At 62.3% G+C, this 22,575-nt stretch carries 20 protein-coding genes; 18 read left to right on the top strand and 2 right to left on the bottom strand.

Annotated features, from left to right (window positions below):
• The first annotated feature begins 12 nt into the window (after positions 1 to 12).
• The 9 genes from VFO29_08335 (at position 13) to VFO29_08295 (ending at position 9,325) form a co-directional block, all read left to right on the top strand.
• Positions 13 to 912, top strand: a complete 900-nt coding sequence (locus VFO29_08335; protein HET9393505.1) for a PfkB family carbohydrate kinase — start codon at positions 13 to 15, stop codon at positions 910 to 912.
• Positions 913 to 917: 5 nt separating this feature from the next.
• The gene (locus tag VFO29_08330) at positions 918 to 1,829 is read left to right on the top strand and encodes a pseudouridine-5'-phosphate glycosidase (GenBank protein ID HET9393504.1); all 912 of its coding nucleotides are present in this window, start codon (positions 918 to 920) and stop codon (positions 1,827 to 1,829) included.
• Positions 1,830 to 1,877: 48 nt separating this feature from the next.
• Positions 1,878 to 3,371, top strand: coding sequence for a SpoIIE family protein phosphatase (locus VFO29_08325; GenBank protein ID HET9393503.1), 1,494 nt, complete (start codon positions 1,878 to 1,880; stop codon positions 3,369 to 3,371).
• Between the two features lie 93 nt (positions 3,372 to 3,464).
• Positions 3,465 to 4,778, top strand: a complete 1,314-nt coding sequence (locus VFO29_08320) for a S53 family peptidase (protein ID HET9393502.1) — start codon at positions 3,465 to 3,467, stop codon at positions 4,776 to 4,778.
• Positions 4,779 to 4,801: 23 nt separating this feature from the next.
• Entirely contained in the window at positions 4,802 to 5,314 is a 513-nt protein-coding gene (locus tag VFO29_08315) for a GerMN domain-containing protein (protein ID HET9393501.1), read from the top strand.
• On the top strand, positions 5,286 to 6,782 hold the full coding sequence (locus VFO29_08310) for an N-acetylmuramoyl-L-alanine amidase (GenBank protein ID HET9393500.1): 1,497 nt from the start codon (positions 5,286 to 5,288) through the stop codon (positions 6,780 to 6,782). Before VFO29_08315 ends, VFO29_08310 begins: the two co-directional genes overlap by 29 nt.
• A 7-nt stretch (positions 6,783 to 6,789) precedes the next feature.
• Entirely contained in the window at positions 6,790 to 7,581 is a 792-nt protein-coding gene (murI, locus tag VFO29_08305; protein HET9393499.1) for a glutamate racemase, read from the top strand.
• A complete protein-coding gene (locus tag VFO29_08300; protein HET9393498.1) occupies positions 7,578 to 8,792 on the top strand; it encodes an FAD-dependent oxidoreductase in 1,215 nt (404 codons plus the stop codon). The genes murI and VFO29_08300 overlap by 4 nt, the downstream gene beginning before the upstream one ends.
• Positions 8,793 to 8,833: 41 nt before the next feature.
• Complete coding sequence (locus VFO29_08295) at positions 8,834 to 9,325, top strand: hypothetical protein (GenBank protein ID HET9393497.1); 492 nt, start codon at positions 8,834 to 8,836, stop codon at positions 9,323 to 9,325.
• On the opposite strand, the gene VFO29_08290 is transcribed toward VFO29_08295, so the two are convergent.
• Complete coding sequence (locus tag VFO29_08290) at positions 9,316 to 9,966, bottom strand: phosphatase PAP2 family protein (GenBank protein HET9393496.1); 651 nt, start codon at positions 9,964 to 9,966, stop codon at positions 9,316 to 9,318. The genes VFO29_08295 and VFO29_08290 overlap by 10 nt on opposite strands.
• Positions 9,967 to 10,056: 90 nt before the next feature.
• Between VFO29_08290 and dxs the strand changes: the two genes are divergently transcribed.
• The 9 genes from dxs (at position 10,057) to VFO29_08245 (ending at position 19,757) form a co-directional block, all read left to right on the top strand.
• A complete protein-coding gene (dxs, locus tag VFO29_08285; protein ID HET9393495.1) occupies positions 10,057 to 11,940 on the top strand; it encodes a 1-deoxy-D-xylulose-5-phosphate synthase in 1,884 nt (627 codons plus the stop codon).
• Positions 11,937 to 12,290, top strand: coding sequence for a preprotein translocase subunit SecG (gene secG, locus VFO29_08280; protein ID HET9393494.1), 354 nt, complete (start codon positions 11,937 to 11,939; stop codon positions 12,288 to 12,290). Before dxs ends, secG begins: the two co-directional genes overlap by 4 nt.
• A gap of 6 nt (positions 12,291 to 12,296) precedes the next feature.
• The gene (locus VFO29_08275) at positions 12,297 to 13,310 is read left to right on the top strand and encodes an ABC transporter ATP-binding protein (protein HET9393493.1); all 1,014 of its coding nucleotides are present in this window, start codon (positions 12,297 to 12,299) and stop codon (positions 13,308 to 13,310) included.
• 94 nt (positions 13,311 to 13,404) lie between these two features.
• Entirely contained in the window at positions 13,405 to 14,487 is a 1,083-nt protein-coding gene (locus VFO29_08270; GenBank protein ID HET9393492.1) for an oligopeptide/dipeptide ABC transporter ATP-binding protein, read from the top strand.
• 71 nt (positions 14,488 to 14,558) lie between these two features.
• Complete coding sequence (locus VFO29_08265) at positions 14,559 to 15,017, top strand: hypothetical protein (protein ID HET9393491.1); 459 nt, start codon at positions 14,559 to 14,561, stop codon at positions 15,015 to 15,017.
• Between the two features lie 57 nt (positions 15,018 to 15,074).
• Positions 15,075 to 15,374 (top strand): hypothetical protein, encoded by a 300-nt coding sequence (locus VFO29_08260; GenBank protein ID HET9393490.1) that lies wholly within the window; start codon positions 15,075 to 15,077, stop codon positions 15,372 to 15,374.
• A gap of 45 nt (positions 15,375 to 15,419) precedes the next feature.
• Positions 15,420 to 17,507, top strand: coding sequence for a prolyl oligopeptidase family serine peptidase (locus VFO29_08255; protein HET9393489.1), 2,088 nt, complete (start codon positions 15,420 to 15,422; stop codon positions 17,505 to 17,507).
• Positions 17,508 to 17,517: 10 nt separating this feature from the next.
• A complete protein-coding gene (locus VFO29_08250) occupies positions 17,518 to 19,116 on the top strand; it encodes a family 20 glycosylhydrolase (protein ID HET9393488.1) in 1,599 nt (532 codons plus the stop codon).
• A gap of 320 nt (positions 19,117 to 19,436) precedes the next feature.
• Positions 19,437 to 19,757, top strand: coding sequence for a hypothetical protein (locus tag VFO29_08245; GenBank protein ID HET9393487.1), 321 nt, complete (start codon positions 19,437 to 19,439; stop codon positions 19,755 to 19,757).
• A 3-nt stretch (positions 19,758 to 19,760) separates the two neighbouring features.
• Here VFO29_08245 and VFO29_08240 read toward each other — a convergent pair whose 3' ends face one another.
• Positions 19,761 to 22,547: a TonB-dependent receptor gene (locus tag VFO29_08240; GenBank protein HET9393486.1), complete on the bottom strand. Its 2,787-nt coding sequence runs from the start codon at positions 22,545 to 22,547 to the stop codon at positions 19,761 to 19,763.
• Between the last annotated feature and the right edge of the window lie 28 nt (positions 22,548 to 22,575).

Here is a 22,575-nt window from a genome sequence, read left to right as displayed (position 1 = left end):
GAAGCGCCTCGCATGCAGGTCATGTGCATCGGCGGAGCATGCGTCGATCGCGGTTACAACGTGCACGGCAGCGTCGTCTTTAACTCTTCGAATCCGGCCGCACGCGGCGACGCCGTCTTCGGCGGAGTTGCGCGCAACGTTGCCGAGAATTTAGCGCGTTTGGGAATTCAGACGTCCCTGCTTACTGTCGCCGGAAACGATCGCTCCGGTCAGGCGATGCTGAACGAATTGAAAGCGGCCGGCGTTGACGTCAGCCTTTCAAAAACGATCGCGGGCGCAACAGACGAGTATGCCGCCATCATGGAGCGCGGCGAGCTGGTCGTCGGCGCAGCCGACATGCGCGCAATCGAAACCTTGACGACGGGCGATCTGGACGGCCGGTGGGAGTCGATCGCGGCAGCGCCCTGGCTGTTCATCGAGTGCAACGTTGCCGAGGCCGTCCTGCGCGCCTGCGCCGATCGCCGTTCGATCGCGCGTTACAAGCTCGCGGTCAATGCCGTCAGCGCGCCCAAAAGCCACAGACTGCCTGAGCGATTGGACGCCATCGATCTGCTCTTTATAAATGAAGGCGAGGCGCAGTCGTATCTGGACGACACGGGCAACACGCAGGAAGAAGAACTGGCCCGCCTCCTGATGGCTCGCGGCGCGCCGGCGGTCGTGCTCTCATCCGCGGAGCGCGGCATCATCTGCGCTCAGGGCGGCTCCTTCATAAGGGTTCCCGCCGCGCAAGCGCGCCGCGTGAGCGCTACCGGAGCGGGCGACGCGTTGATCGCCGGCACCCTGCGCGGACTTATCGCCGGTCAAGATTTACCCGAGGCGGTGCGAACCGGCGCGAACTTGGCCGCGCTCACGCTGGAGTCGGAGCGCAGCGTGCGGCCCGACCTCTCGCCTGCGCTCCTGGACGCGCGATGAATGCGTTGCCGGAATTTTTCGATCTCTCCGGCGAGGTGCGCGACGCACTAGCGCGCCGGAGTCCGATCGTTGCGCTCGAGAGCACGATCATCTCGCACGGCATGCCGCACCCGCAAAACGTTGACACGGCGCGTGCCGTCGAGCAGATCGTGCGCAAAGCCGGTGCGATCCCGGCGACGATCGCAGTGCTGCGCGGACGCGTGCTCGTCGGCTTGGATGACGCGCAGCTGGAGCGGCTGGCGAATTCAAACGATGTTCGCAAACTCAGCACCGCCGATCTTCCCTACGCAGTGTCGCAGCGTCGCGACGGCTCGACGACGGTGGCGGCGACGATGCGATGCGCGCATGCGGCCGGCATCGGTATTTTTGCGACGGGCGGCATCGGCGGCGTGCACCGCGGAGCGGAGCGTTCGTTTGACGTGTCGGCGGATCTCTACGAACTTGCGCGTACGCCCGTGGCGGTCGTCTGCGCCGGCGCCAAAGCGTTGCTCGACCTGCCGAAGACGCTCGAAACGCTCGAGACGCTCGGCGTGCCTGTCGTCGGATATCGCACGAACGAGTTTCCGGCATTTTGGAGCCGTGCAAGTTCCTTGGTTCTTAGCCTGCGGATCGACGAGGCTGACGGAATCGCGGAGTTTCTCCGGGCGCAGCGAGCGCTCGGATTGCAAAGCGGCGCCGTTATTGCGAATCCAATTCCGGCGGAGAACGAGATACCGCGTGATCAGATGAACGGCTGCATCGAAACGGCCGCGCGCGCGGCGGAGCAGGCTTGCGTCACCGGCAAGGCCGTGACGCCCTGGTTGCTCGAACGCATAAACGCGTTGACGTCGGGCCGCAGTTTGGAAGCGAACGTCGCGCTCGTAAAGAGCAATGCCCGTCTCGCGGCGGAGATTGCGCTGAGCCTGGCAGCGCGGTGAGATAAGGCAAAACCCGGCGCGGCGGCGAAGAAGCCGCGCTTGCGGCTGGTGCGCTCGAAAATACAATCGCAGGCGATTCTTTTAAGCATCGTCCCGCTGGCGTTTTTGCTGGTCTTCCTCGGCGTGGTCGCCTTGCTGGTCGATCGTACCGCGGAGATGACGGTCTGGACTCAGCACGCTTCGAAAGTCCTGGACCTCTCCGATACGATTTACAGAACGGTGAGCGACGCAAATCGCGCCGCCGTTGATTACACGACCCATCCGAATAAGCGCGCACTCGATCACTACGCGGCAGCAAAGAAAACGTTGCTCGCGCGATCGCAGGAACTGGTGGCGCTTACCGAAGGCTCGCCGCAGAAGGATCCGGCGGTGGCCTATGCAGGCGCGACCGCCCGCATTATCGGCGTGCTGGACACCTACCTGGCGGACTTGCGAGCGGGCCACGGCGCGCAGGCGCGGGCGCTGGTGGCAGCGCCGTCGACGCGGGCCGCGGCGACCAACTTTCAAACGGCAAAAGCGGATTTCGACCGCGCCCAAAGGCAAGCGACCAGCGCGCATTTCAGAGCGCTCCGCGACCAGATCCGCAACTATGGTTTCGTTCTGCTCATCGGCACGTTTGCGGGGATCATCATGACGCTGCTGACGACCGCACGGTTCGGCCTGCGCATTGCCGGCCGGTTACGTCAGCTTGCCGACAACGCAGAGCGTTTGGGGTCCGGACAAATGACGATCCCCGTGCAAGGTGAGGACGAGATCGCCGAGCTCGATCGCGTCTATCATGAGATGACGCAGCGCATTCAAGAGACGCTTTCAGCGTATAGGCGCGAGCATTACATCGCATCGACGCTGCAGCGTGCGCTCTTGCCGCAAGAACTGCCGCGGCTTCCGGGGCTGCGCATCGATACCGCGTACGCGGCCGCCGCGCATGCCATCGACATCGGCGGCGACTGGTACGACGTCTTCACGCTGGACGATCACGTCGTTGGGATCAGCATGGGAGACGTCGCGGGCCACGGCCTGCGCGCGGCCGCCATCATGGGGTCGCTGCGCCAAGTCATCCGGACCGCTGCGCGCGTCGACAGCGAGCCGGCAACCGTGCTTCATCGCGCAAACGTCGCGCTGTGCGCCGACGAAGACGTTGTCGTGACCGCATTTTTTGCAACCCTCGATATGCGCACCGGAAAAATGCTGTACGCGGTCGCCGGTCATCCGCTACCGTTGGCCGTCAGAACCAACGGCGACGTCGAGCAGTTGAGCGGCGAGGGCCTCATGCTCGGTGTGGAACCGCAGACGCGCTATCAAACGTTCGAAGCCAGTCTGCGCGAGGGGGAAGGCATCATCTGCTTCACGGACGGGATCGTCGAGGTCGAGCGTGACTATCTGAAGGGTATGGAGACGCTCATCGAAGTCGCGAAAGCCGAATACCGGCGCGGGTCGACAGAGAACATCGCGGAGCGCATCAAGAGCCGCATTCTCGCCCAGGCCGAGCCCGTAGACGACTCCGCCATCCTTTTCGTTGGCATCACCGACCTCGTCGGTTAAGACTTGGATCGGTGTAGCCGAAATACGAAAGAAGGACCCCCCGGCAGGGCAAATTGCCCAACTGTTTTTCTTCCTTCATTTAAGGAGACACCGTTGCAGAAGAAGCTTGCACTCATTCTTGGAGCGGCCGCCGTATTTGCGATGGCCGCATGCTCGAATTCCTTAAACGGTTCCATCCCTGCCACATCGTCTTTGGCTCAGCCGCAATCGAACGTAACCCAATCGTGCGGTGACGTAGCGGAAGGCTACGCGCGCTGCTTCTCGCTGGTGCGCACGGACGTCGGCGGCGGCGATCCCAACGGTTACCACGGGATCTACCGGGGCGTTTCTATCGAGCCGCTGAGCGTGAACCCCGACCGCAGGCCAACACCGCCGCCGGGTCCGACGCCGACGCCGGTTCAATCGCCGACGCCCACACCCGCGCCGGGAAATCCGTCGGGCTATGCGCCCGCCGATCTGCAAGCCGCTTACGCACTGCCGTCCTCGGCGAACGGTGCGGGCCAAACGGTTGCAATCGTTGACGCGTACGACGCGGTAACGGCCGAAAGCGACCTGGGAGTCTATCGCGCGCAGTTCGGATTGCCGCCGTGCACGACCGCGAACGGGTGCTTCAAGAAAGTCAATCAAACCGGCGGCAGCACGCCGCCCGCCGCGAACGCCAGCTGGGGTCAAGAGATTTCGCTGGACCTCGACATGGTCTCCGCGATCTGTCCGAACTGTCACATCCTGCTGGTTGAAGCCAACAGCGCCAGCTTTGTCGACCTCGGCACGTCGGTGAACACCGCAGCCAGTCTTGGCGCCAATGCGATCAGCAACAGTTACGGCGGCAGCGAAGTCTCCAACGAGATGACTTACGACGCCTACTATAATCACCCCGGACATGCCGTCACGGTGAGTTCCGGCGACAGCGGTTACGGCGTGGAATACCCGGCGGCGTCGCCCTACGTTACGGCGGTCGGCGGCACGTCGCTGTCGCGCGCGAGCAACGCACGCGGCTGGAGCGAAACCGTTTGGAGCGGCGCGGGATCGGGTTGCAGCGCTCTCGAGGCGAAGCCGTCGTGGCAAACCGATACCGGTTGCACGCGGCGCACGGTCGCCGATGTGTCGGCCGTCGCCAATCCCAATACGGGCGTCGCAGTATACGACAGCACCGCGTACCGGGGACAATCCGGCTGGATGGTCTTCGGCGGCACGAGCGTCGCTTCACCGGTTATTGCATCGGTGTATGCGCTTGCCGGAAATGCGGGCAGCGTGAACTACGGCTCGTTCTCGTATGCGAATCTCGGCGCGTTGTTCGACGTGACGAGCGGAAGCAACGGGAGTTGCGGCACCTACCTTTGCACCGGAAGGGCCGGTTATGATGGCCCGACGGGCAACGGCACGCCGAACGGCATAGGCGCGTTTTAGCGCTCTGACGAAGGAGTGGACCCGTGAGATCTTCACGGGTCCTGCTTCTTCTAGCGCTCCTGATCGCCGTCGCCGCGATCGCGTGGTATTTTACGTCACATCGTACGGGCGCCGGCGGCATTACCGTGTACTATACAAAGGTTGACGGCGGATCGGAGATTCCGTGGACGATTTCGGTGCGTCCTCAGAACGCCAAAGAAAGCTCCGCCGAGTATACGCAATACCTGGCCTTGTACGCCGCGTCTCAGGCCGTGGCGGGCCCTCCGCAAAACATTTCGGCCGTTCGCTTTCCGGCTGGAACCCACGTGCTCTCCGCAACCGTTGACGGAACGACGGCAACGGTCGATCTTTCGGCCGACGCGAACAAAAGCGGCGGAACGTTGAACGAGAGCGGTGAGTTCAAGTCATTGGTGTGGACGCTCACGTCCCTTCCCGGTATCGATCGCGTGGCCGTGCGGATTGCCGGCAGCAAAGTTGCGACGCTGCCCGGAGGGAGTTTCGAAATCGATGAACCGTTACGCCGTTCGGATTGGTAGCGTCCTCGCGCTCGCGCTGAGCGCGATACTCTGCGCCGCGGCCGCCGATGCGGCCGACAATTCATACATCTACAACGGCAAGCGGATCGTCTTTCAAACGCTGATCGAGCGTCCGGCCGGGCCCGCGGTTTCGGCGGACGATCCCGGCTTGCACGCGTTAGTCAGCGCCAAGGGCGCCACGCTATCCTGGGATTCGGAGAATCAGTACATTCTGATCACATTCCCCGGACCGACCGTCATCAGCTTTGCGATCGGCGATCCCCACTATTTGGCCGGGTCGGTTACCCAGACGGCTGCGTTCGCGCCGTTCATGCGCGACGGCCATCCGTACGTTCCGTTAAACGACGTGCTCCACGCGCTGAAGTTGCCGCCATTTTCTACGGTTTCGCCGGCCGCGGCGCCGGCTACACCTTCGCCGCTGCCTGCGGAGCTCGCGCCGCCGCCGACGCCTATACCGTTCGCAACGCCGATGCCCTCGCCGCAGCCCGTGCAGGTGACGGCGGTGGACGTGCAAACGCAACCGGGCAGCGTCACGATTCGGATCGCGGTGAGCGGAGACGGCGCGTTCGACTGGCACCGGCTGCGTCCGCCCGACAACCGCTGGTGGATCGACATTCACGGCGCTCGCTTAGGTATGCCGCCGTCCGATCAAACCGCGGGCGATCCGGTAACGTCCGTTCGCACGCGCCAGCAGAGTGGCGATGCGGTGCGCGTCGCGCTCTCACTCACCGACTTCGATCAGGTGGATGTGGTTCCCGACGACGGCGGCATCACCATTACCGTGGCAAGTCGCAAACTAGCCGACGCGCCGCGCAGCGGAACCGGGACCTTCGGTTCAAACGCCACGGCCCAGGCTACGCCCGTCGCCTCGCCGGTTGTCTCCCCGAGCGCGCGCTACGTTCCGACGAACCCGAATTTGATCGCGATCGATCCCGGGCACGGCGGCAGCGATCCCGGCGCGGGGCGCGGCGACGCGCAAGAGAAGAAAATCACGCTCGACATAGCCAAGCGCGTGCGCGACATTTTGGTTGCGCGCGGCTGGCAGGTCATCATGACGCGCGACACCGACAAAGACGTCTACGCACCCAACGATTCGGCCCGCGACGAGTTGCAGGCGCGCGACGACGTTGCAAATTCGCGTGGCGCGCGGCTGCTGATCAGTATTCACGTCAACAGCTACGTCAACTCCGGGCCGCACGGCGTCACCACGTTTTATTTCAAAGCCGGAGACTTCGCGCTCGCGCAGGCTGTCAGCCGCCGCGTCATCGCCGAACTCGGAGTCAAGAACAACGGTGTCGTCAAGGATAAGCTGTACGTGATCAACCACGCCATCATGCCGGCCGCACTGGTCGAGACGGCGTTTATTTCGAATCCCGACGACCTCGCGCTCCTGCAATCGAGCAGCTGGCGGCAGAAGATGGCGCAAGCCATCGCCGACGGCATCGTAGATTATACCGAGAGCAATTGACCAGCTCGTGTCCCTAGGTTTATTCGATTCGGGACTCGGCGGGCTGACGGTGCTGCGGCGGCTGCGCGAAAAACTGCCGCACCAGGACGTCGTGTTCTTCGCCGATCAAGCGCACGTACCGTACGGTGACCGCAGCACGCCCGAGTTGGCCGAGTTGCTGAGCGAGAATGTGGCTTTTCTCGACGCGCGAGGTGTAGATGCCATCGTCATGGCGTGCAACACGTCGTGCGCGACCGCTTCACAGCGGGGTTGGCCGCAATCGCGCGCTCCGATCGTCGATCTCATCGAATCCGCGGCGATTGCGATCGAACGCGCCGGTTTCAAGCGCGTCGGCGTTATCGCGACCTCGGCGACTGCGCGGAGCGGCGCGTACACGAAGGCAATTCACGCGCGCGTTAAGGGTGCGGACGTTTTTGAAGTCGCGGCTCCCGCGCTCGTTCCGCTCGTCGAGGCCGGAAAACTGGAAGGACCCGAACCGCGCGCCGCCGTCGCAGCCGTGTGCGCGGAGTTGCCGAGCGATCTCGACGCAGTCATCTTGGCGTGCACCCATTATCCGTTGCTGGATTCGCACTTCGAGGCGGTGCTCGGCGAGCGCGTGACGCGCGTGGATCCGGCGATCGTGCAGGCGGAGCGCGCCGCCGAACTCGCAACGCAGCGCGGCTACACGGCGGGAAGCGGTGCGACCGTGTGCGTGACGAGCGGCGACCTCGAGCACTTCCGCGCAGCCGTGGCGGCGACGCTGGGGCGGGTTCCAAATCTCTCGTTCGAACGCCGCGAACCGTCCGTGCTTTCGTCGTGAACGTAAGAGTCGTCATAGCCGGCGGCGGGCCGGCCGGTATGATGCTGGGATTTTTGCTCGCGCGCGCCGGCATTGAGGTTGCGGTGCTGGAGAAGCACGCGGATTTCTTTCGGGATTTTCGCGGCGACACGATCCATCCGTCAACGCTCGAACTGATCTGGGAACTCGGCCTGCTCGACGCATTTTTGGCGCTTCCGCACAGCGAAGTCACACAGTTCTCCGGCATCGTCAACGATCGCGTCTATCCGTTCGTCGACCTGACCCACGTTCCGACGCATTGCAAGTTTTTGGCTTTCATGCCGCAGTGGGACTTCTTGAATTTCCTGGTTCAGCAAGGGCGGCGCTACCCGGGGTTTCATGTGCTGATGCAAACCGAAGCGACCGGAACCCTAATGGACGGCGCGCGGGTGACCGGCGTTCGCGCGACGACGCCGCAAGGCGAGATCGAGATCCGCGCGGCTCTCACGGTCGGTGCGGACGGCCGCCACTCGACGTTGCGCGAGGCAGCGCACATGCGTTCCAAAAATTTCGGCGTACCGATCGATGCACTTTGGCTGCGCCTGCCGCGGAAGCCGGACGACCCCGCGCAAGTTTTCGGCTACATCAAGAACGGCAGAATCTTCGTGATGCTTATGCGTGAGGAGTACTGGCAGTGCGCATACGTCATTGCGAAGGGAAGTTTCGAGACGCTGAAAGCGCGCGGGCTGGAGGCGTTTCGTGCCGGCATCGCCGATCAAGCGCCGTTCGTGAGCGATCGCGTCGACGCTCTGCAAAGCTGGGACGACATCAAACTGCTCACCGTTCAAGTCGACCGCCTGGAGAAGTGGTGCAACGAAGGCTTGCTCTTCATCGGCGACGCAGCGCATGCGATGTCGCCGATCGGCGGCGTGGGGATCAACCTGGCCGTTCAAGACGCGGTTGCGGCCGCCAACATTTTGTATCCGGCACTGGCCGCAAACCGTGAGCCGGATTTGGCGGCGGTACAGCGCCGGCGCACATTTCCGACCGTCATGACGCAAGCGCTGCAGCTCGTGTTTCAAAATCTGATCATGAGAAGAGTTTTGGCCGCGCAGCCGGCGCAGACGCCGAGGCCCAGCAAGCCGCTGCTGCCGCTCATGCTTTTCACGTGGTTTCCGCTCTTGCGCCGTATCCCGGCGCGCGTGATAGGCGTTGGGTTTCGCCCCGAACACATCCACACGCCGCAAGTCTGAAGGCTAGACAGCCTCCACGCGGCGTGCTACAGTAACTTTGTATGGCAAAGTTATTGTATACGGCGGCGGGTGCCGGTCTGCTTGCATTCGTGATGTTGGGTCCGGCTGCGTACGCGATGTGCGTCTTTGGCCGGCCGCCGATGCCCGTGCCGTTGGGTGCGGTATTGCGCGGTTACGAAACGGGGTTCACGGTTACGAAAGTCATCCGGCGTCCCGCGTCAAGCGGTCTGACCGCGTACGACGTGACGGCGCGCGTGTTCTGTCCGTACGGGGAGCGCTATCATTGGACGCTTCGCAGCGCGCATGTTTTCGATAACGACGGACGCACGTATTACGCGTCGTCGGGTACGCCCGCGCACCGGGTTCTCGGCGCAAGCGACACCGAGCACATGACATTCTTGCTCCCGACAGACGCCGAACAGCCGGCGCTCGTCTTTGACGAGACACTTGGGTTCTGGTCCGTTATTGAGGCACTGCGCGCCGGCCCTCCGGAACTCTACGAGCCGCACCGCTTTAATCTGCGCTACGATTGAGACAGAGCTTTAATGTGAAACAGCCAGAAGAAGAACGTTACGCTGAACGTGGCCAGCACGGCGCCGGCGACCACTTGCGCGATCGTGTGCGCGCGCAAATAGACGCGGGCCCAGCACACCATCGGGATCAGCACCAAGAACGGCAGCGGCTGGCGGCCGTACAGAAAGCTAAGCGCCACCAGCGGCGCAGTGATGCCGACGGCATGCGTGCTGATCTTCCAGTACCGCGTGATGTATTGCACGATCGCGGTTGCGAGCGTGTAGCCGGCAAGCGAAGCGATTAACAGTTTGGGAGCGTGCGTGAGCCACAGCGTTGCCGTACCGGCCAGATAGAAGACGACGAAGACGCCGAAGACCCGCTCGCGTTCCTCGCGGATCGACATGTCGAGATCCGAGATGCGATCGGTCGCGTAGAGCCAGAAGATGAACAGCATCGGACCAATCGAGGTGAAGAACGTGGTCAAGAAGAGCAACTTCCAAAACTCGTCCGTGCGGCCGTGCGCGAGCACGTACGACAGGATGACGAAAAGCGCCAGCGCAGTCAAGAACGGATTGAGGATCGTGGAAAGAATCCGCGCCAGATCGCGCCAGACTCGCCGGTTCCGAACCGGCACTGGCGTGAGGACCGGATGCTCGAGCACCTACCGTACTCACCCCGGCCCAGCCCGAGTTCCTTCCTCCGGCGGCGGGGGACACCGATTCCCGGTCTGTCGAAGGGTGGGAGTCCGCTCATGGTGATTGAACGCATCGACTCTCCCGCCGACGTCAAAACCCTGTCCCGCCCGGAGATCGATCGGTTGGGTCGCGAGATTCGCGAACTTCTGGTTGAGGTCTGCGCGCAGAACGGCGGCCATCTGGCTCCGAACCTGGGCGTTGTCGAGCTGACGATGGCGCTGCATCGCACATTGAATCTGCCGCAGGATCGCGTGGTCTGGGACGTGAGCCATCAGACGTACGTCCACAAGCTGCTGACCGGGCGGCGCGATCGATTTTCGACGTTGCGTAAAGGCGGCGGTCTCTCCGGCTTCGCCATGCGCAGCGAATCCGAATACGACTGCTTTGGCGCGGGGCATGCAAGCACCGGCGTCTCCGCGGCGCTCGGCATGGCGCAAGCCCGCGACTTGACCGGCGGCAAGGAAACGATCGTCGCTGTTATCGGCGACGGCGCGCTTACGGGCGGGCTGGCGTATGAAGCGCTGAACAACGCCGGCCAGATGCGCACGAATTTTATCGTGATCCTTAACGACAACGAGATGTCGATCGCGCCCAACGTCGGGTCGATGGCTTCCTATCTTTCCGTCTTACGCAGCAAGCCGTTTGCGAATCAAGTTCGCGAAACCGGCAAACAAGTATTGAATCATCTGCCGCTCGGCGGCATGGCGAAGAAGGCGATCGAGTCGGCGGAGATCGGCGCGATGCGCTTCATCGCACCTTCGGAAAAAACCGCGGTCATCTTTGAAGAGCTGGGCTTCCGCTATATCGGCGCGATCGACGGGCACAACTACGACGCGCTGGTCGATGCGCTCGAGACGGCCAAAGCGATTCCGCGGGCGGTGCTCCTGCACGTTCGCACGGTGAAGGGCAAGGGCTACGAGCCGGCGGAGCGCGATTCGCGAACTTTCCACGGCATCGGCGCCAACGCGTTCGAGCCGCGTGACGGCAGCAAGAAACCGTCGGCCGGCGCCGCACCGAAGTTTCAGGATGTCTTCGGCGATGCGATGATCGCGATCGCGGAAAAAGATCCGCGCGTGATCGGAATCACCGCCGCGATGCCCGACGGCACGGGACTCTCGAAGTTCGCCAAACGTTTTCCGGAACGGTATTTTGACGTCGGGATCGCCGAAGCGCATGCCGTCTGCTTCGCAGCCGGCGCGGCGACCAACGGGTTACGTCCGGTCTGCGCGATCTATTCGACCTTTTTGCAGCGCGCGTACGACCAAGTCGTGCACGACGTCTGCGTACAGAATCTGCCGGTCGTGTTCTGCATGGATCGGGCGGGCGTCGTCGGCGACGACGGCCCCACGCACATGGGGCTCTACGACATCGCCTACATGCGCACGCTTCCCAATATGACGTGCATGGCTCCGCGCAACGAGGAAGAGCTCCAGCCGATGCTCGAGCACGCGCTGTCGCTCGAGGGGCCGGCCGCAATCCGGTATCCGCGCGGTTCGACCAGCGGCAAGCATTGCGATCCGGTCGCGCCGATCGTGCACGGACGCGCGGAGGTTTTGCGCCGAGGTGCAGGCGTGGCGATTCTGGCGTACGGGAACAGCGTTGACATCGCGCTGGACGCGCACGAGCAGGCGCCCGATGTCACGGTCGTCAACATGCGCTTTGCCAAACCGATGGATGAAGCGCTGATCTTAGAGCTGGCCGAGTCGCACAAGCACTTTATTACGTTAGAGGAGCATTCGCTGGCGGGCGGGTTCGGCTCGGCGGTTGTCGAGTTCGTTTCAGATCGCGGCCTGAAAGTCACGGTCGAGCGCATCGGCGTACCGAATGTCCTGGTGCAGCACGATTCGCAGCCGAAGCAGCGCGCGCAATTCGGACTGACCGGCGAATACGTCGCGGCGAGAGTTGAAAGCGCGCTTGAGCGCGTGGAGGAACCTGTATGACCTGGCTGCTCGCAGCCGCTACAGCCGCGCCGGCCGCAGTGCCGACCGGCGTACCGATACAACTTACGCAAAACGTCGCGAGCACGCCGCACGTGAACACTTGGTTTCAGCAGAACGCCAGCTGGCTGACGCATGGACTCGCGGGCTTATTCGTCATCTCCGCAGTCGGGCTCGTGACGCTGCTCGCGATTCAAACGACCAAACAAGAGGGTCTCTCCGGAACGCTGGGCGGCCGCGTCGAGTCCGCGTACAGCCGCCTCGGCGCCGAAGAACAGCTCAAACGCATCACCGGCATCTTTGCCGTGGGGTTTGTCGTTCTCGGCACGATCTTGTCGCTGACCGGAATCTAAGCGCGCATGCCCCTGCTCGAAGTCAAAAACCTCCGGACGACGTTCAACACCGAGGACGGACTGGTCACTGCCGTCAACGGGCTCTCGTACTCGCTCGAGGCAGGCTCGACGTTGGGCATCGTCGGCGAATCCGGCTCGGGCAAATCGGTGAACGCGCTCTCGATCATGCGGCTGATTCAGCGGCCCGGCTTGATCGATCCGAGCAGCGCCATCTATTTTAACGGCGAGAATCTGCTGACAAAGTCCGAGACGGAGATGCGCAAAATCCGCGGCAACAAGATCGCGATGATCTTTCAAGATCCCATGACGTCGCTCAATCCGGTGCTTACCGTCGGCGAGCAAATCTCCGAGGCGGTCCAGCTGCATCTGGGCTACAATAAGAAAGAAGCGACCGAAAAAACGATCGAGATGTTCAAGAAGGTGCGCATCTCGCTTCCAGAAAAGCGCATTAAGGAATATCCGCATCAATTTTCCGGCGGCATGCGGCAGCGCGTCATGATCGCGATGGCGCTATCCTGCGATCCGCAACTCTTGATCGCCGACGAGCCGACCACGGCGTTGGACGTCACCATTCAAGCGCAGATTCTGGAACTGATGAACGAGATGCAGCACGAGACGGGCGCTGCGATCATCTTGATCACACATGACCTGGGAGTCGTGGCGGAAGTCTGCAAGAACGTGCTGGTGATGTACGGCGGCAACATGGTCGAGTACGGAACTGCCGAGCAGATCTTCGACGAACCGAAGATGCCGTACACGCAAGGACTGCTGGCCTCGCTGCCGCGCTTGGACATTCGCGATCGCCAGCGGCTCGAACCGATTCCGGGTCAGCCGCCGAACCTGCTTCGTCTGCCGCCGGGATGCGCGTTTGCGCCGCGCTGCAAGTACCGCATGCCGATCTGCGCCGAGCCCGTTCCGGTCTACGATTTCGGCGAAGGTCACGTCGCGCGTTGCTTCCTCTACGACGAACGCGCGAAGGATCAGCGTACGATCCAAGTCGAGACGGTGGGTCACTCATGACAACTGTCATCCCGAGCCTGTCACTTCGACCCGGCTCAGTACAGGCTTCGGACCCCCGAGCAGTGCGCGAATGCGCACGTGACGAGGGGCCATTATGAGTGCCCAGCCCATAGTTGAGCCAACCACCGACAATCTGATCGAAGTCACCGATCTCTACAAATATTTTCCGATTCACGCCGGGCTGCTCTCGCAGCACGTCGGCGACGTCAAAGCCGTCGACGGCGTAGATTTCACGATCGCTCGCGGCGAGACGCTGGGGCTGGTCGGCGAGTCCGGCTCGGGTAAGACTACGGTCGGACGCGTGATCTTGCGCCTGCTGCCGGCGACCAAAGGCGAAGTCTGCTTCGACGGCAAGCCGATCCTGGATCTTTCGCGCGGCGACATCCGGCGGCTGCGGCGTGAGATGCAAATCATCTTTCAGGACCCGTTTGCCTCGCTGAATCCGCGCATGACCGTCGGCGACATCGTCGCCGAGCCGCTGAAGATTCATCATCTGGCAGAAGGGAAAGCGGTTGAGGCGCGCGTCCAGGAGCTCTTGCGCCTGGTCGGCCTTCAGCCGTATCACTCGAACCGGTATCCGCACGAGTTCTCCGGCGGACAGCGGCAGCGCATCGGAATTGCGCGCGCGCTGGCCGTCGATCCGAAGTTCATTGTCTGCGACGAGCCCGTGTCGGCGCTCGACGTTTCGATTCAAGCGCAGGTGATCAATCTGCTTGAGGATCTGCAGCAGAAACTCGGCTTGACCTATCTCTTCATCGCGCACGACCTGTCGGTCGTTCGCCATATCTCGACGCGCATCGCGGTCATGTACGTCGGGAAGATCATGGAGTTGGCGGATCGGGACGATCTGTACGAACGTCCGCTGCATCCGTATACGATCTCACTGCTGTCGGCAATTCCGATTCCCGATCCGCACGTCGAACAGCGGCGCAAACGCATCGTTCTGACGGGCGACATTCCCTCGCCCGTAAACCCGCCCTCGGGCTGCCGCTTTCACACGCGCTGCCCGGTCGCATTCGAACGCTGCAAGCTGGAAGTGCCGCCGTTCACCGAGTATGCGCCGGGACATTTCGCAGCCTGTCACTGGGTTGAAGAGCACGGCGGGCAAGCGCCGGACCTGACCGGTTCGCTGCCTGCTCCGGGCGCGTCGGTCGTTCCACCGGGCAGCTTGGCCTAGCGGGCGACGCCAAGCGTCAAGTTCTGGTAACCCCCAAGGAATTCTCAGCCACGCCCTGTAGCGTCTCGTTCATGCGAAATATTTTTCTCGTTTTACTTTTTGCCGTGTGCGCGCTTCCGGTCGCCGCCCCGGCCCAATTCATGCCCACCCTGACGCCGGATCAGCAGGCCCAAGTCATGAAACTGCGGGCCGATACCAAGACCGCAAGCTTCAATGCGCTCAGCGCCGATCATCAGACCAAGGTGCAAGCCGTTATCACGCAGTTCGACAGCGGCTCCGTTTCGATGCCCGACGCGATCACGCAGATCGATGCGATTTTGACTCCGGATGAGTCAAAGGCCGTGATTGCGCAGAGCCAGCAGATGCGCGATGCGATGCGTAAAATCTTCGAAAGCGCAAACGGCGGATCGCCGCCGTCCGGGCCGCCCGGCGGAGGCCAGGGACAGCCGCGCCGCGCTCCCGACGCGGGACGCATTTTGCTGCAGCTCGGCGCTTCACCCGAAGCCTTGCGCGCGGCCATGCAGCCGTAGACTTCGCCAGCTCGCCTTGCTATACTGAGGCCCTCTTTACCAAAAAGGGGGTCTTTTATGTTCCTCGCTATTCGCCGTTACAACACGAGCGACGTCAACTCCGACGAACTCAAAACCAGCCTGGATCGCAACTTTCTGCCGAAAGTCTCCGAAGTGCCCGGCTTCTGCGGATACTACGCCATTGATGCAGGCTCGAATCAACTGACGACGGTAAGCATCTTCGAAACGCGCGAAGGCGAGCAGGCCTCGACCAAAATTGCCGCGGAATTTGTCGCGCAGTATTTTCCCGGGAAGTTGAATCGCGTGGGTCTGGAAGAGGGCAACACGATCGTCGATAGAACGGTCGCCCGCGTTTAAAGACTAGCGCAAGGGTAGGTTCAAGACCGGGCGAATGACGGGGCGATGTTCCGTCCATTCGCCCGCGTTTTTATTGCGATCGCTTTGGCCTTGCTTGTTTCCACGCCCGTTCATGCGGCCTCACCGTTTACGATGGCGCAGGTTCTTTCCGCGCCGTTTGTGGATGACCTCACGGCTTCGCCGGATGGGAAGGCCATAGCGTTCACCGCCAACGAGCGGGGAATGCACAACATCTTTTTCTCATCGGGGTCGGAGGCGCGGAAGATTACGCCCTATTCGGCCGACGATGGTCAAATCGTAGGATCGCTCGCGATCGTTCCGGGAAATCGCGCGGTGGTGTACGTACGCGGCGAAGGCACGAACCGGCGCAGCGAATATCCCAACCCACTCTCGCTTGCGATACCGCCGAAGCAAACGATCTGGGTCGTGTCGGCTTCGGGCGGTCAGCCCGTGCGCGTCGGCGAGGGGAACTCGCCGGCGGTTTCGCCGGGCGGCGATCGGATCGTATGGATTCTTGGCGGACAGCCGTATTCGGCGACTCTCGAGACGTCGGGCGCGATTCGCACCGGAAAACCATCGCGGCTCTTTTCGATCCGCGGCTCGCTTTCCGATCCGCAGTTTTCGCCGGACGGATCGCGACTCGCATTTACGAACTCGCGCGGCGATCACAGCTTTATCGCGCTGTACGACTTGCGCTCGAACCGGATCTCGTACGCGGCGCCGTACTTTGCGCACGACATTGCGCCGGCGTGGTCCCCGGATAGTCGCCAGATTGCGTTCATTCGTACGCCGGGCACGCTGGAAAATGAAGATCCGTACGTTGATTACGTCAAGGAGCCGTGGTCGATCTGGATCGCGGGCGCCGACGGTTCGGGCGGACACCAGATCTGGCAAGCCGATCGCGGCATGGGAAGCGTCTTTTACGGCACGGACAGTGCGGCGCAACTCTTCTGGTCGAATAACGGGCAAATCGCCTTTCCCTGGGAGAAGGACGGTTGGCGGCATCTCTATTCGATCGCGTCAAGCGGCGGCAGCGCGCAGCTCCTAACGCCCGGCCAGTTTGAGGTAGAAAACGCTACCGTCGCGCTCGATCATTCCCGGGTGATCGTTTCCAGCAACGAAAACGACATCGACCGGCGGCATATCTGGAGCGCCGGCTTCGACGCATCGCCTCCGGCGCAAATAACAACCGGCTCAGATAGCCAGTGGACTCCGGCGGCTCTGGCGTCCGGCGCGGTTGCGTACGTCAATGCAGGCTACAAGAATCCGCCGGCCGTGTTCGTCATGCGCGGCGAAGCGGCGACGGCACTAGGCGGTCCCGCCGTTCCGCCCGAGTTTCCCGCAAACGATTTGGTAGAACCGCAGCTCGTCACGTTTCACGCGCCGGACGGCCTGCTGATTCACGCACAGCTCTTCGTTCCGCAGGATGGTCTCACGAAACATTGCGCCGTCATCTTCGATCACGGAGGCTCGCGGCGGCAGATGCTGCCCGGATTTCACTATCTCGAGTTTTATACCGACCTTTACGAGTCGAACCAATACTACGCCAATCACGGTTGCGTCGTTCTTTCGATTAATTATCGCAGCGGGATCATGTACGGTCACAATTTCCGCGAGGCGAAGAACTACGGCGCAGAAGGCGGCAGCGAGTATCAGGACGTGCTCGCCGGTGCGGCGTACCTCCGGAATCGATCCGACGTCGATCCTGCGCGCATGGGGATCTATGGTTTGTCCTATGGCGGCTATCTGACGGCGCTCGGCTTGGCGCGCAACTCGGATATCTTTAAAGCGGGCGTCGATATGGCGGGCGTCCACAATTGGGCGACGACGCGTGACGCGGATTACGGCCGTGCGGTTGGTACGGCCGCCGAGCGAAAGATCGCCGAGGATTCGTCGCCGGTCTCGGCGATCGATACGTGGCGTTCGCCGGTCTTTATGAGCCAGGGCGACGACGATCGCAACGTGGAGTTTTCGCAGGGGGTCGATCTGGCCACCCGCTTGCGTGCCAAGGGCGTCGAAGTCGTCGAGATGGTCTTTCCAAACGAAACGCACGAGAATCTGAAGTTCGCGGATACGCTGCAGCTGTACGACACGTCGGCGGCTTGGCTGCTCAAGAAGCTCGGCGCACCGTAGAGGACGGGCGATGATCGCTGCTTTCATGCTGGCAGCGATACCGTCGATCGTTCCCTGGCCGCGCTCGGTCCATGCCGGCGCGAACATTCGCTCTTGGCCGGGCTCTCCCGCAGTAGCGCAACGTATTCTTTCGCCGGCCGATAAGCGCTTGGGTGATGAGGGCTATACGCTGTCCGTTACCGCGCAAGGCGTCACCGCCGAAGCGAATACGCGTGCGGGTTTGTTTTACGCCATGCAGACGTTCAAACAACTCAGGGCGACCTCGCTGGCGCGTGAAATGCAGATCCGCGACTGGCCGGCGTATCGCTGGCGCGGAGTGCATCTGGATACCGCGCGCCATTTTTTCGATGTGGCAACCGTCGAACGGTATATTGACGTCGCCGCGCGTTACAAACTCAATATCTTCCACTGGCACCTCACGGACGACCAAGCGTGGCGGCTGCCGGTGCCAGGCTATCCGAATCTGATCTCCGGACGGCCGTCATACACCGCGGCGCAGGTGCGCGAGGTTGTAGCGTACGCCGCGCGGCGATTCGTGACGGTACTTCCGGAGGTGGAGATGCCGGCGCACGCCTCGGCCGCAATCGAAGCGTATCCGCAATTTGGGTGTGGGCGCAGCGACGTTTTTTGCGCGCGCGCGTCAACGTTTGCGTTTCTGCAAGATGCCCTCGCGCAGACCTTCGATCTCTTTCCGGATCCGTACGTCCATATCGGCGGCGACGAAGTCCCGGCCGGCTACAACGAGCCCGCCTTTATTTCACGCATCGAACGTTACGTGCGAACTCGCGGGCGCCGGATCGTGGGCTGGAATGAAATTCTGAGTCCGCAGCTCTCGACGAGCGCCGTCGTGATGGCCTGGAACTCGATGCGCCGCGCGGCGGATGCCGCCAGACGAGGAAACGACGTCGTCGTTTCGGGTTGGCCGCTCTATTTCGACGCCGCGCAAGGCGACCCGATGCAAGAGCCGCGCGCGACGCGGCACGTGAGCACGTTGGACGAGGTCTATTCGTGGGACGTCGTTCCGCCCGGCTTGGCCGGAGATCAGCGAGCGCGAGTGGTCGGAGGAGAGGCCGCGCTTTGGACCGAGCGCATTCGAACGCCGCAGCATCTCTTTTACATGTTGTTGCCGCGCGAATTGGCGCTCGCCGAGATTCTTTGGACGCCCCGCGCACAGAAGAACTGGCCAAACTTTTTACAGCGATTACCGGCGCAATTCGCGTGGCTGGACGCGCAAGGCTATCCGTTCCGCATTCCCAATGCATCGATGAGCGTCGAGGGCGATCGCACGGTCTTTACGGCGCTGCCCGGTGAAATACAAAGCGTCGACGCGTGGACGACCGCAGCTCGAGTCAAGCTTGCGCTTTCCACGCCCATCGATGCGACGATACGATACACCTTGGATGGAAAGACGCCGGCGCGAAGTGCGCCGGCGTACCGGGAACCTGTGATCCTGAATCTTTCACCGGGTGCGCGCCTCGACGTGCGCGCAGCGGCGTTTTTCGGCGGACGGCGCGGCGCCGTCACGGAGTGCCGGATTCACCGCGTCGGTCCCGGTGCAATGCCGCGAACGAACGTCGCGCGTTCGTGGGGTGCGCTCGTTTCGCCCTAGCGCTTCTTGCGGTTGCCCGCTACTTCGTCGGTAAGGTCGGCGCCTTGCTCTAGGATTGCGCTGGCAACTTTCAGCCCCGTAGCAACTTTGCGCGCCGTCTTCGCCGCCTTCTTGGCGACCTTTTTCGCTTTCGGTTTTGCGCGCTTCGCAGCCCGCGCTACTTTCTTAGCGCCCCTCACCGATCGTTTGACCGCCTTTTTTACGGCCTTTTTTGCAGACTTTCGCTTACGAGTTGGCATTCAAATGATGCTCCTTTTCGAAATGAAGCGTTCCCCGATCCGGACGCAGGCTAACCTTGCGGCGGAGCGAACGCCGGGGCCATGTCCGATCAAAACGGCGACATCCGGCTGCGCATTTTGGATGGCCGGACCGCGGTGGCCGATCTCGGTTCGGCAATTATCGCGTATTTGGCAACCGTCGAACGGGTCACCGAAGCGGCCTCCACGGCCAGCAGCCGCTATCAGGAGCTGGTGGGATTAGCCGACGTCCAACTTTCGGAGGAGCTTGGCGGCAAGTTGCGCGAGTCCGTCGCGCAATTCGCGCGCGGTTCCATCGCGATGGCCACGACTTTCTCGCAGATTATGCGCACGATGCAGGACGCCTACGAAAAGTTGGAAGGCCAGACGAGAGACGAAGGCTAGGGCTTAAAGACTCCGCACCAGCATCACGCGCAGCGACGCCGGCCCGTACGGGACGGCGCTGCGAACTCCGAACTGTCCATTTGCCAGCGGCGCGCCGATGCCGGCCCCGTACGAGACATACGAGCCCGAGTCGGTGTTGAAGATGTTGTCCGCGGAGACTTGCAGTGCCAGCGCCGGCCCGAAGATCGGCTGACGGTAGGAAGCGCTCGCAATCATGAATGCGGGAATGTTGTACGTGTTGTTCGAGCCGTAAAACGTGAACCCGAACTCCCCGTACTGTCCGTTTCCGCCGCGCGCATGAATGCCGGCGTACCCTTGCGAGTAGGCCTCGCTCTTGTTCGATATGCCGTTGAAGAACGGCGCGTTGAACGCATAAAAGTTCGTTCCGTTGACGACGCCCAAGTTCGTCGTGTATGGACCGGCGGCGCTGGAATAAAACGACGCGGGCAAATTGTACGCGTATGCGCGCTGCAACGCGATCGAGAACGTGTAGCCGATCCCGCGCGCCGGATCGCGGCGCCAGGTCGCGTCGATTCCTTCGAAACGGCTCTGCGCGAGGTTTTGGTTCGTGCTGACGTAGACCGGAACTTGCGCCGTTGTTCCGGGCGGATTGTACGTCGTGCCGCTCGGATAGACGACGGCCACAAACTGATTGCGTAGATTCGTGAGGTACGCGTCGACCGAAAGGATGTCGCCCGAAGGTGTGCGCCAGTCGGCGCCCAGATCGTAACCGAACGACGTTTCGGGCCGCAGCCCGCCGGAGTTGTTTCCTATTGTTACCGTCTGCGCGCCGGTCGTGTAGACTTGGGCAGGCGTCTGCGTCAAGTTATCGATAAGCGCGGGATACGGAGGAGCGATGGCGGATCCCATGGAGAGTCGCACCGAAAGATCCGGATTGGCGCGGTAGGTTAACCCAAGGCGCGGGTCGTCGTGGGTCGTCGTGCTGGTCACAAAGACGAAGTCTCCGCCCGAAAGTTGCGGCGTGTACGTGTTGCGGTACGTGTTGAAATAGTTCGCCAGCGTCAACTGCGTCTTGTCGTTCAGGGCGAATTGCGCGCGCAGGAGATAGGTTGTAAAGTCCTGGCGTGTACCGGCGGCAATCGTGGTGGACAGGTTCCCTTGCGGATTCGTTGCGCTGCCCGTCACGGAGTAGGCGTTGGTCAGCGAGGAGTTGCGATCGAAGGCGAACGTGTAGACGTTCGGTCCGGCCGGATGGTCGTACTCGAATGAGATGCCGCGCAGTGCGTCATGCTCGACCGTGTTCGAGTATGGCGTCGGAATCGTCAGGTTCGCCGGTGTTCCATTGAACGCCGTTACGGCACCGCCGACGGTCGCCGTCCCGTAAAGCGCGATCGGTCCGGTTACGTAGTTGGCCGAGGGCGCGCTCAAATCGGACGTCGTTTGGCGCGCGAGAATCGCGCTGTAAAAGCGCGCCAGCACGGTATCCTGGTGTAACGTCGTGCGCAGCTCCGCCTCGAACATCGGCTCGTTGTCGTAGAGGCGCTGGTCCGGAAGCGTCGTGCGGTTGTTCAGCAAAACTGTTTGGCCGGGCGCGTAGGTCGTTCCCGAGTACGCCGATGTTGGCGCGAAGATCGATCCAATCTGCGTGAAGCCCGCAGCCGGCCCGTCGTACTGCGATTGAATGCCCACATACGCTACCGTGAGTTGCGTCGCACTTGAAAAACGGTACTGCAGTTTAGCCAACTCGCCATGATTGAGAAAGCTCGAGTTCACGGCTTGGCAGCAGCCGACGAGCGTAACGTATGCATTCGGCGGATTGCCAAGTGCGCCGGCGATCGGATACGGGCCTTGCTGGCCGTTGATCGGGTTTCCGCTCGTAGTAGAACCTGAAACCGCTGCGCCGTTAATGCGTGTGCCGGCCGGCAGCGAAAAGAGACTCGGATAATTATTGAGCGGTCCCTGCGAGCCGTAGCTGGCAATCGTGAAAAGATATCCCAGACGTCCGTTTGCGACCGTATCCGAAAGGCGGAGCTGCCCGAACGAGCCGGACATGTTGTCGAGTCCGTAGATCACCTGTCCGGTCCGGTGCAGCGTCGGATTGCCGGTGCGAAAATTCAGCGTGCCGCCGATTCCATAGTTGATCTGCGGCGCGTAAGCCGTCGGGCCTTCCACGACCTCGATGCTGTCGAAGAGCAGCGAGTTCACGAGCATCGTCGGGTAATCGCCGTTTCTTCCATTGATCAGCGGCCGGCCGTCGAGCAGCGTGGCTTTTTCATAGTCCAGCGCGCCGCGCAGATTCGGCGATGTGATCGAACCGGGAACGGCCGCGTCTGCGCTCGCGGGCCGCGCCGAAACGACGCCCGGCGTTTGATCGAGCACGTGCGCGATCTGCAAGAGGCCAGTGTCGGCGAAGCGCTGCTGCGTCAGGACGCTAATCGCGGAAGGGCTGTCGTTGAACCGTCCGGCGACGCTGCGAACTTCGGCGATCTGCTTGAGCGTTGAGAACGTGGCGGCTTCAAGTACAAGGTCGACGCGCTGCGCGTTCTCGTTGACGGCGATGCCGTCGACGCCGGCCGCGCGAAAGCCGCCCTTGTTTGCGTTGACCATGTACGTCCCCGGTGCCAGACCGCCGAAGCGGAAGGCACCGGCGGAGTCGCTCTGCGTGGCCGCGCGCTGGGGACCGCTGAGGACGACGCGCGCCGCGGCCAACGGCCGACCGTCGATGTCCCGAACCGAGCCGGAGATTGAACCGTTTGCGGCGGCCCGGGACGGGATTGGGAGCGCCAGGGCAAGGCCGGATAGCAAGGCGACCGTGGTAATCAGGCGCACGCTACTGCAACGTCATCCTTTTGAAGTA

It is taken from the genome of Candidatus Rubrimentiphilum sp., assembly GCA_035710515.1.
GTDB lineage: Bacteria > Vulcanimicrobiota > Vulcanimicrobiia > Vulcanimicrobiales > Vulcanimicrobiaceae > Rubrimentiphilum.
This window is presented reverse-complemented; position numbering and strand designations above follow the sequence as displayed.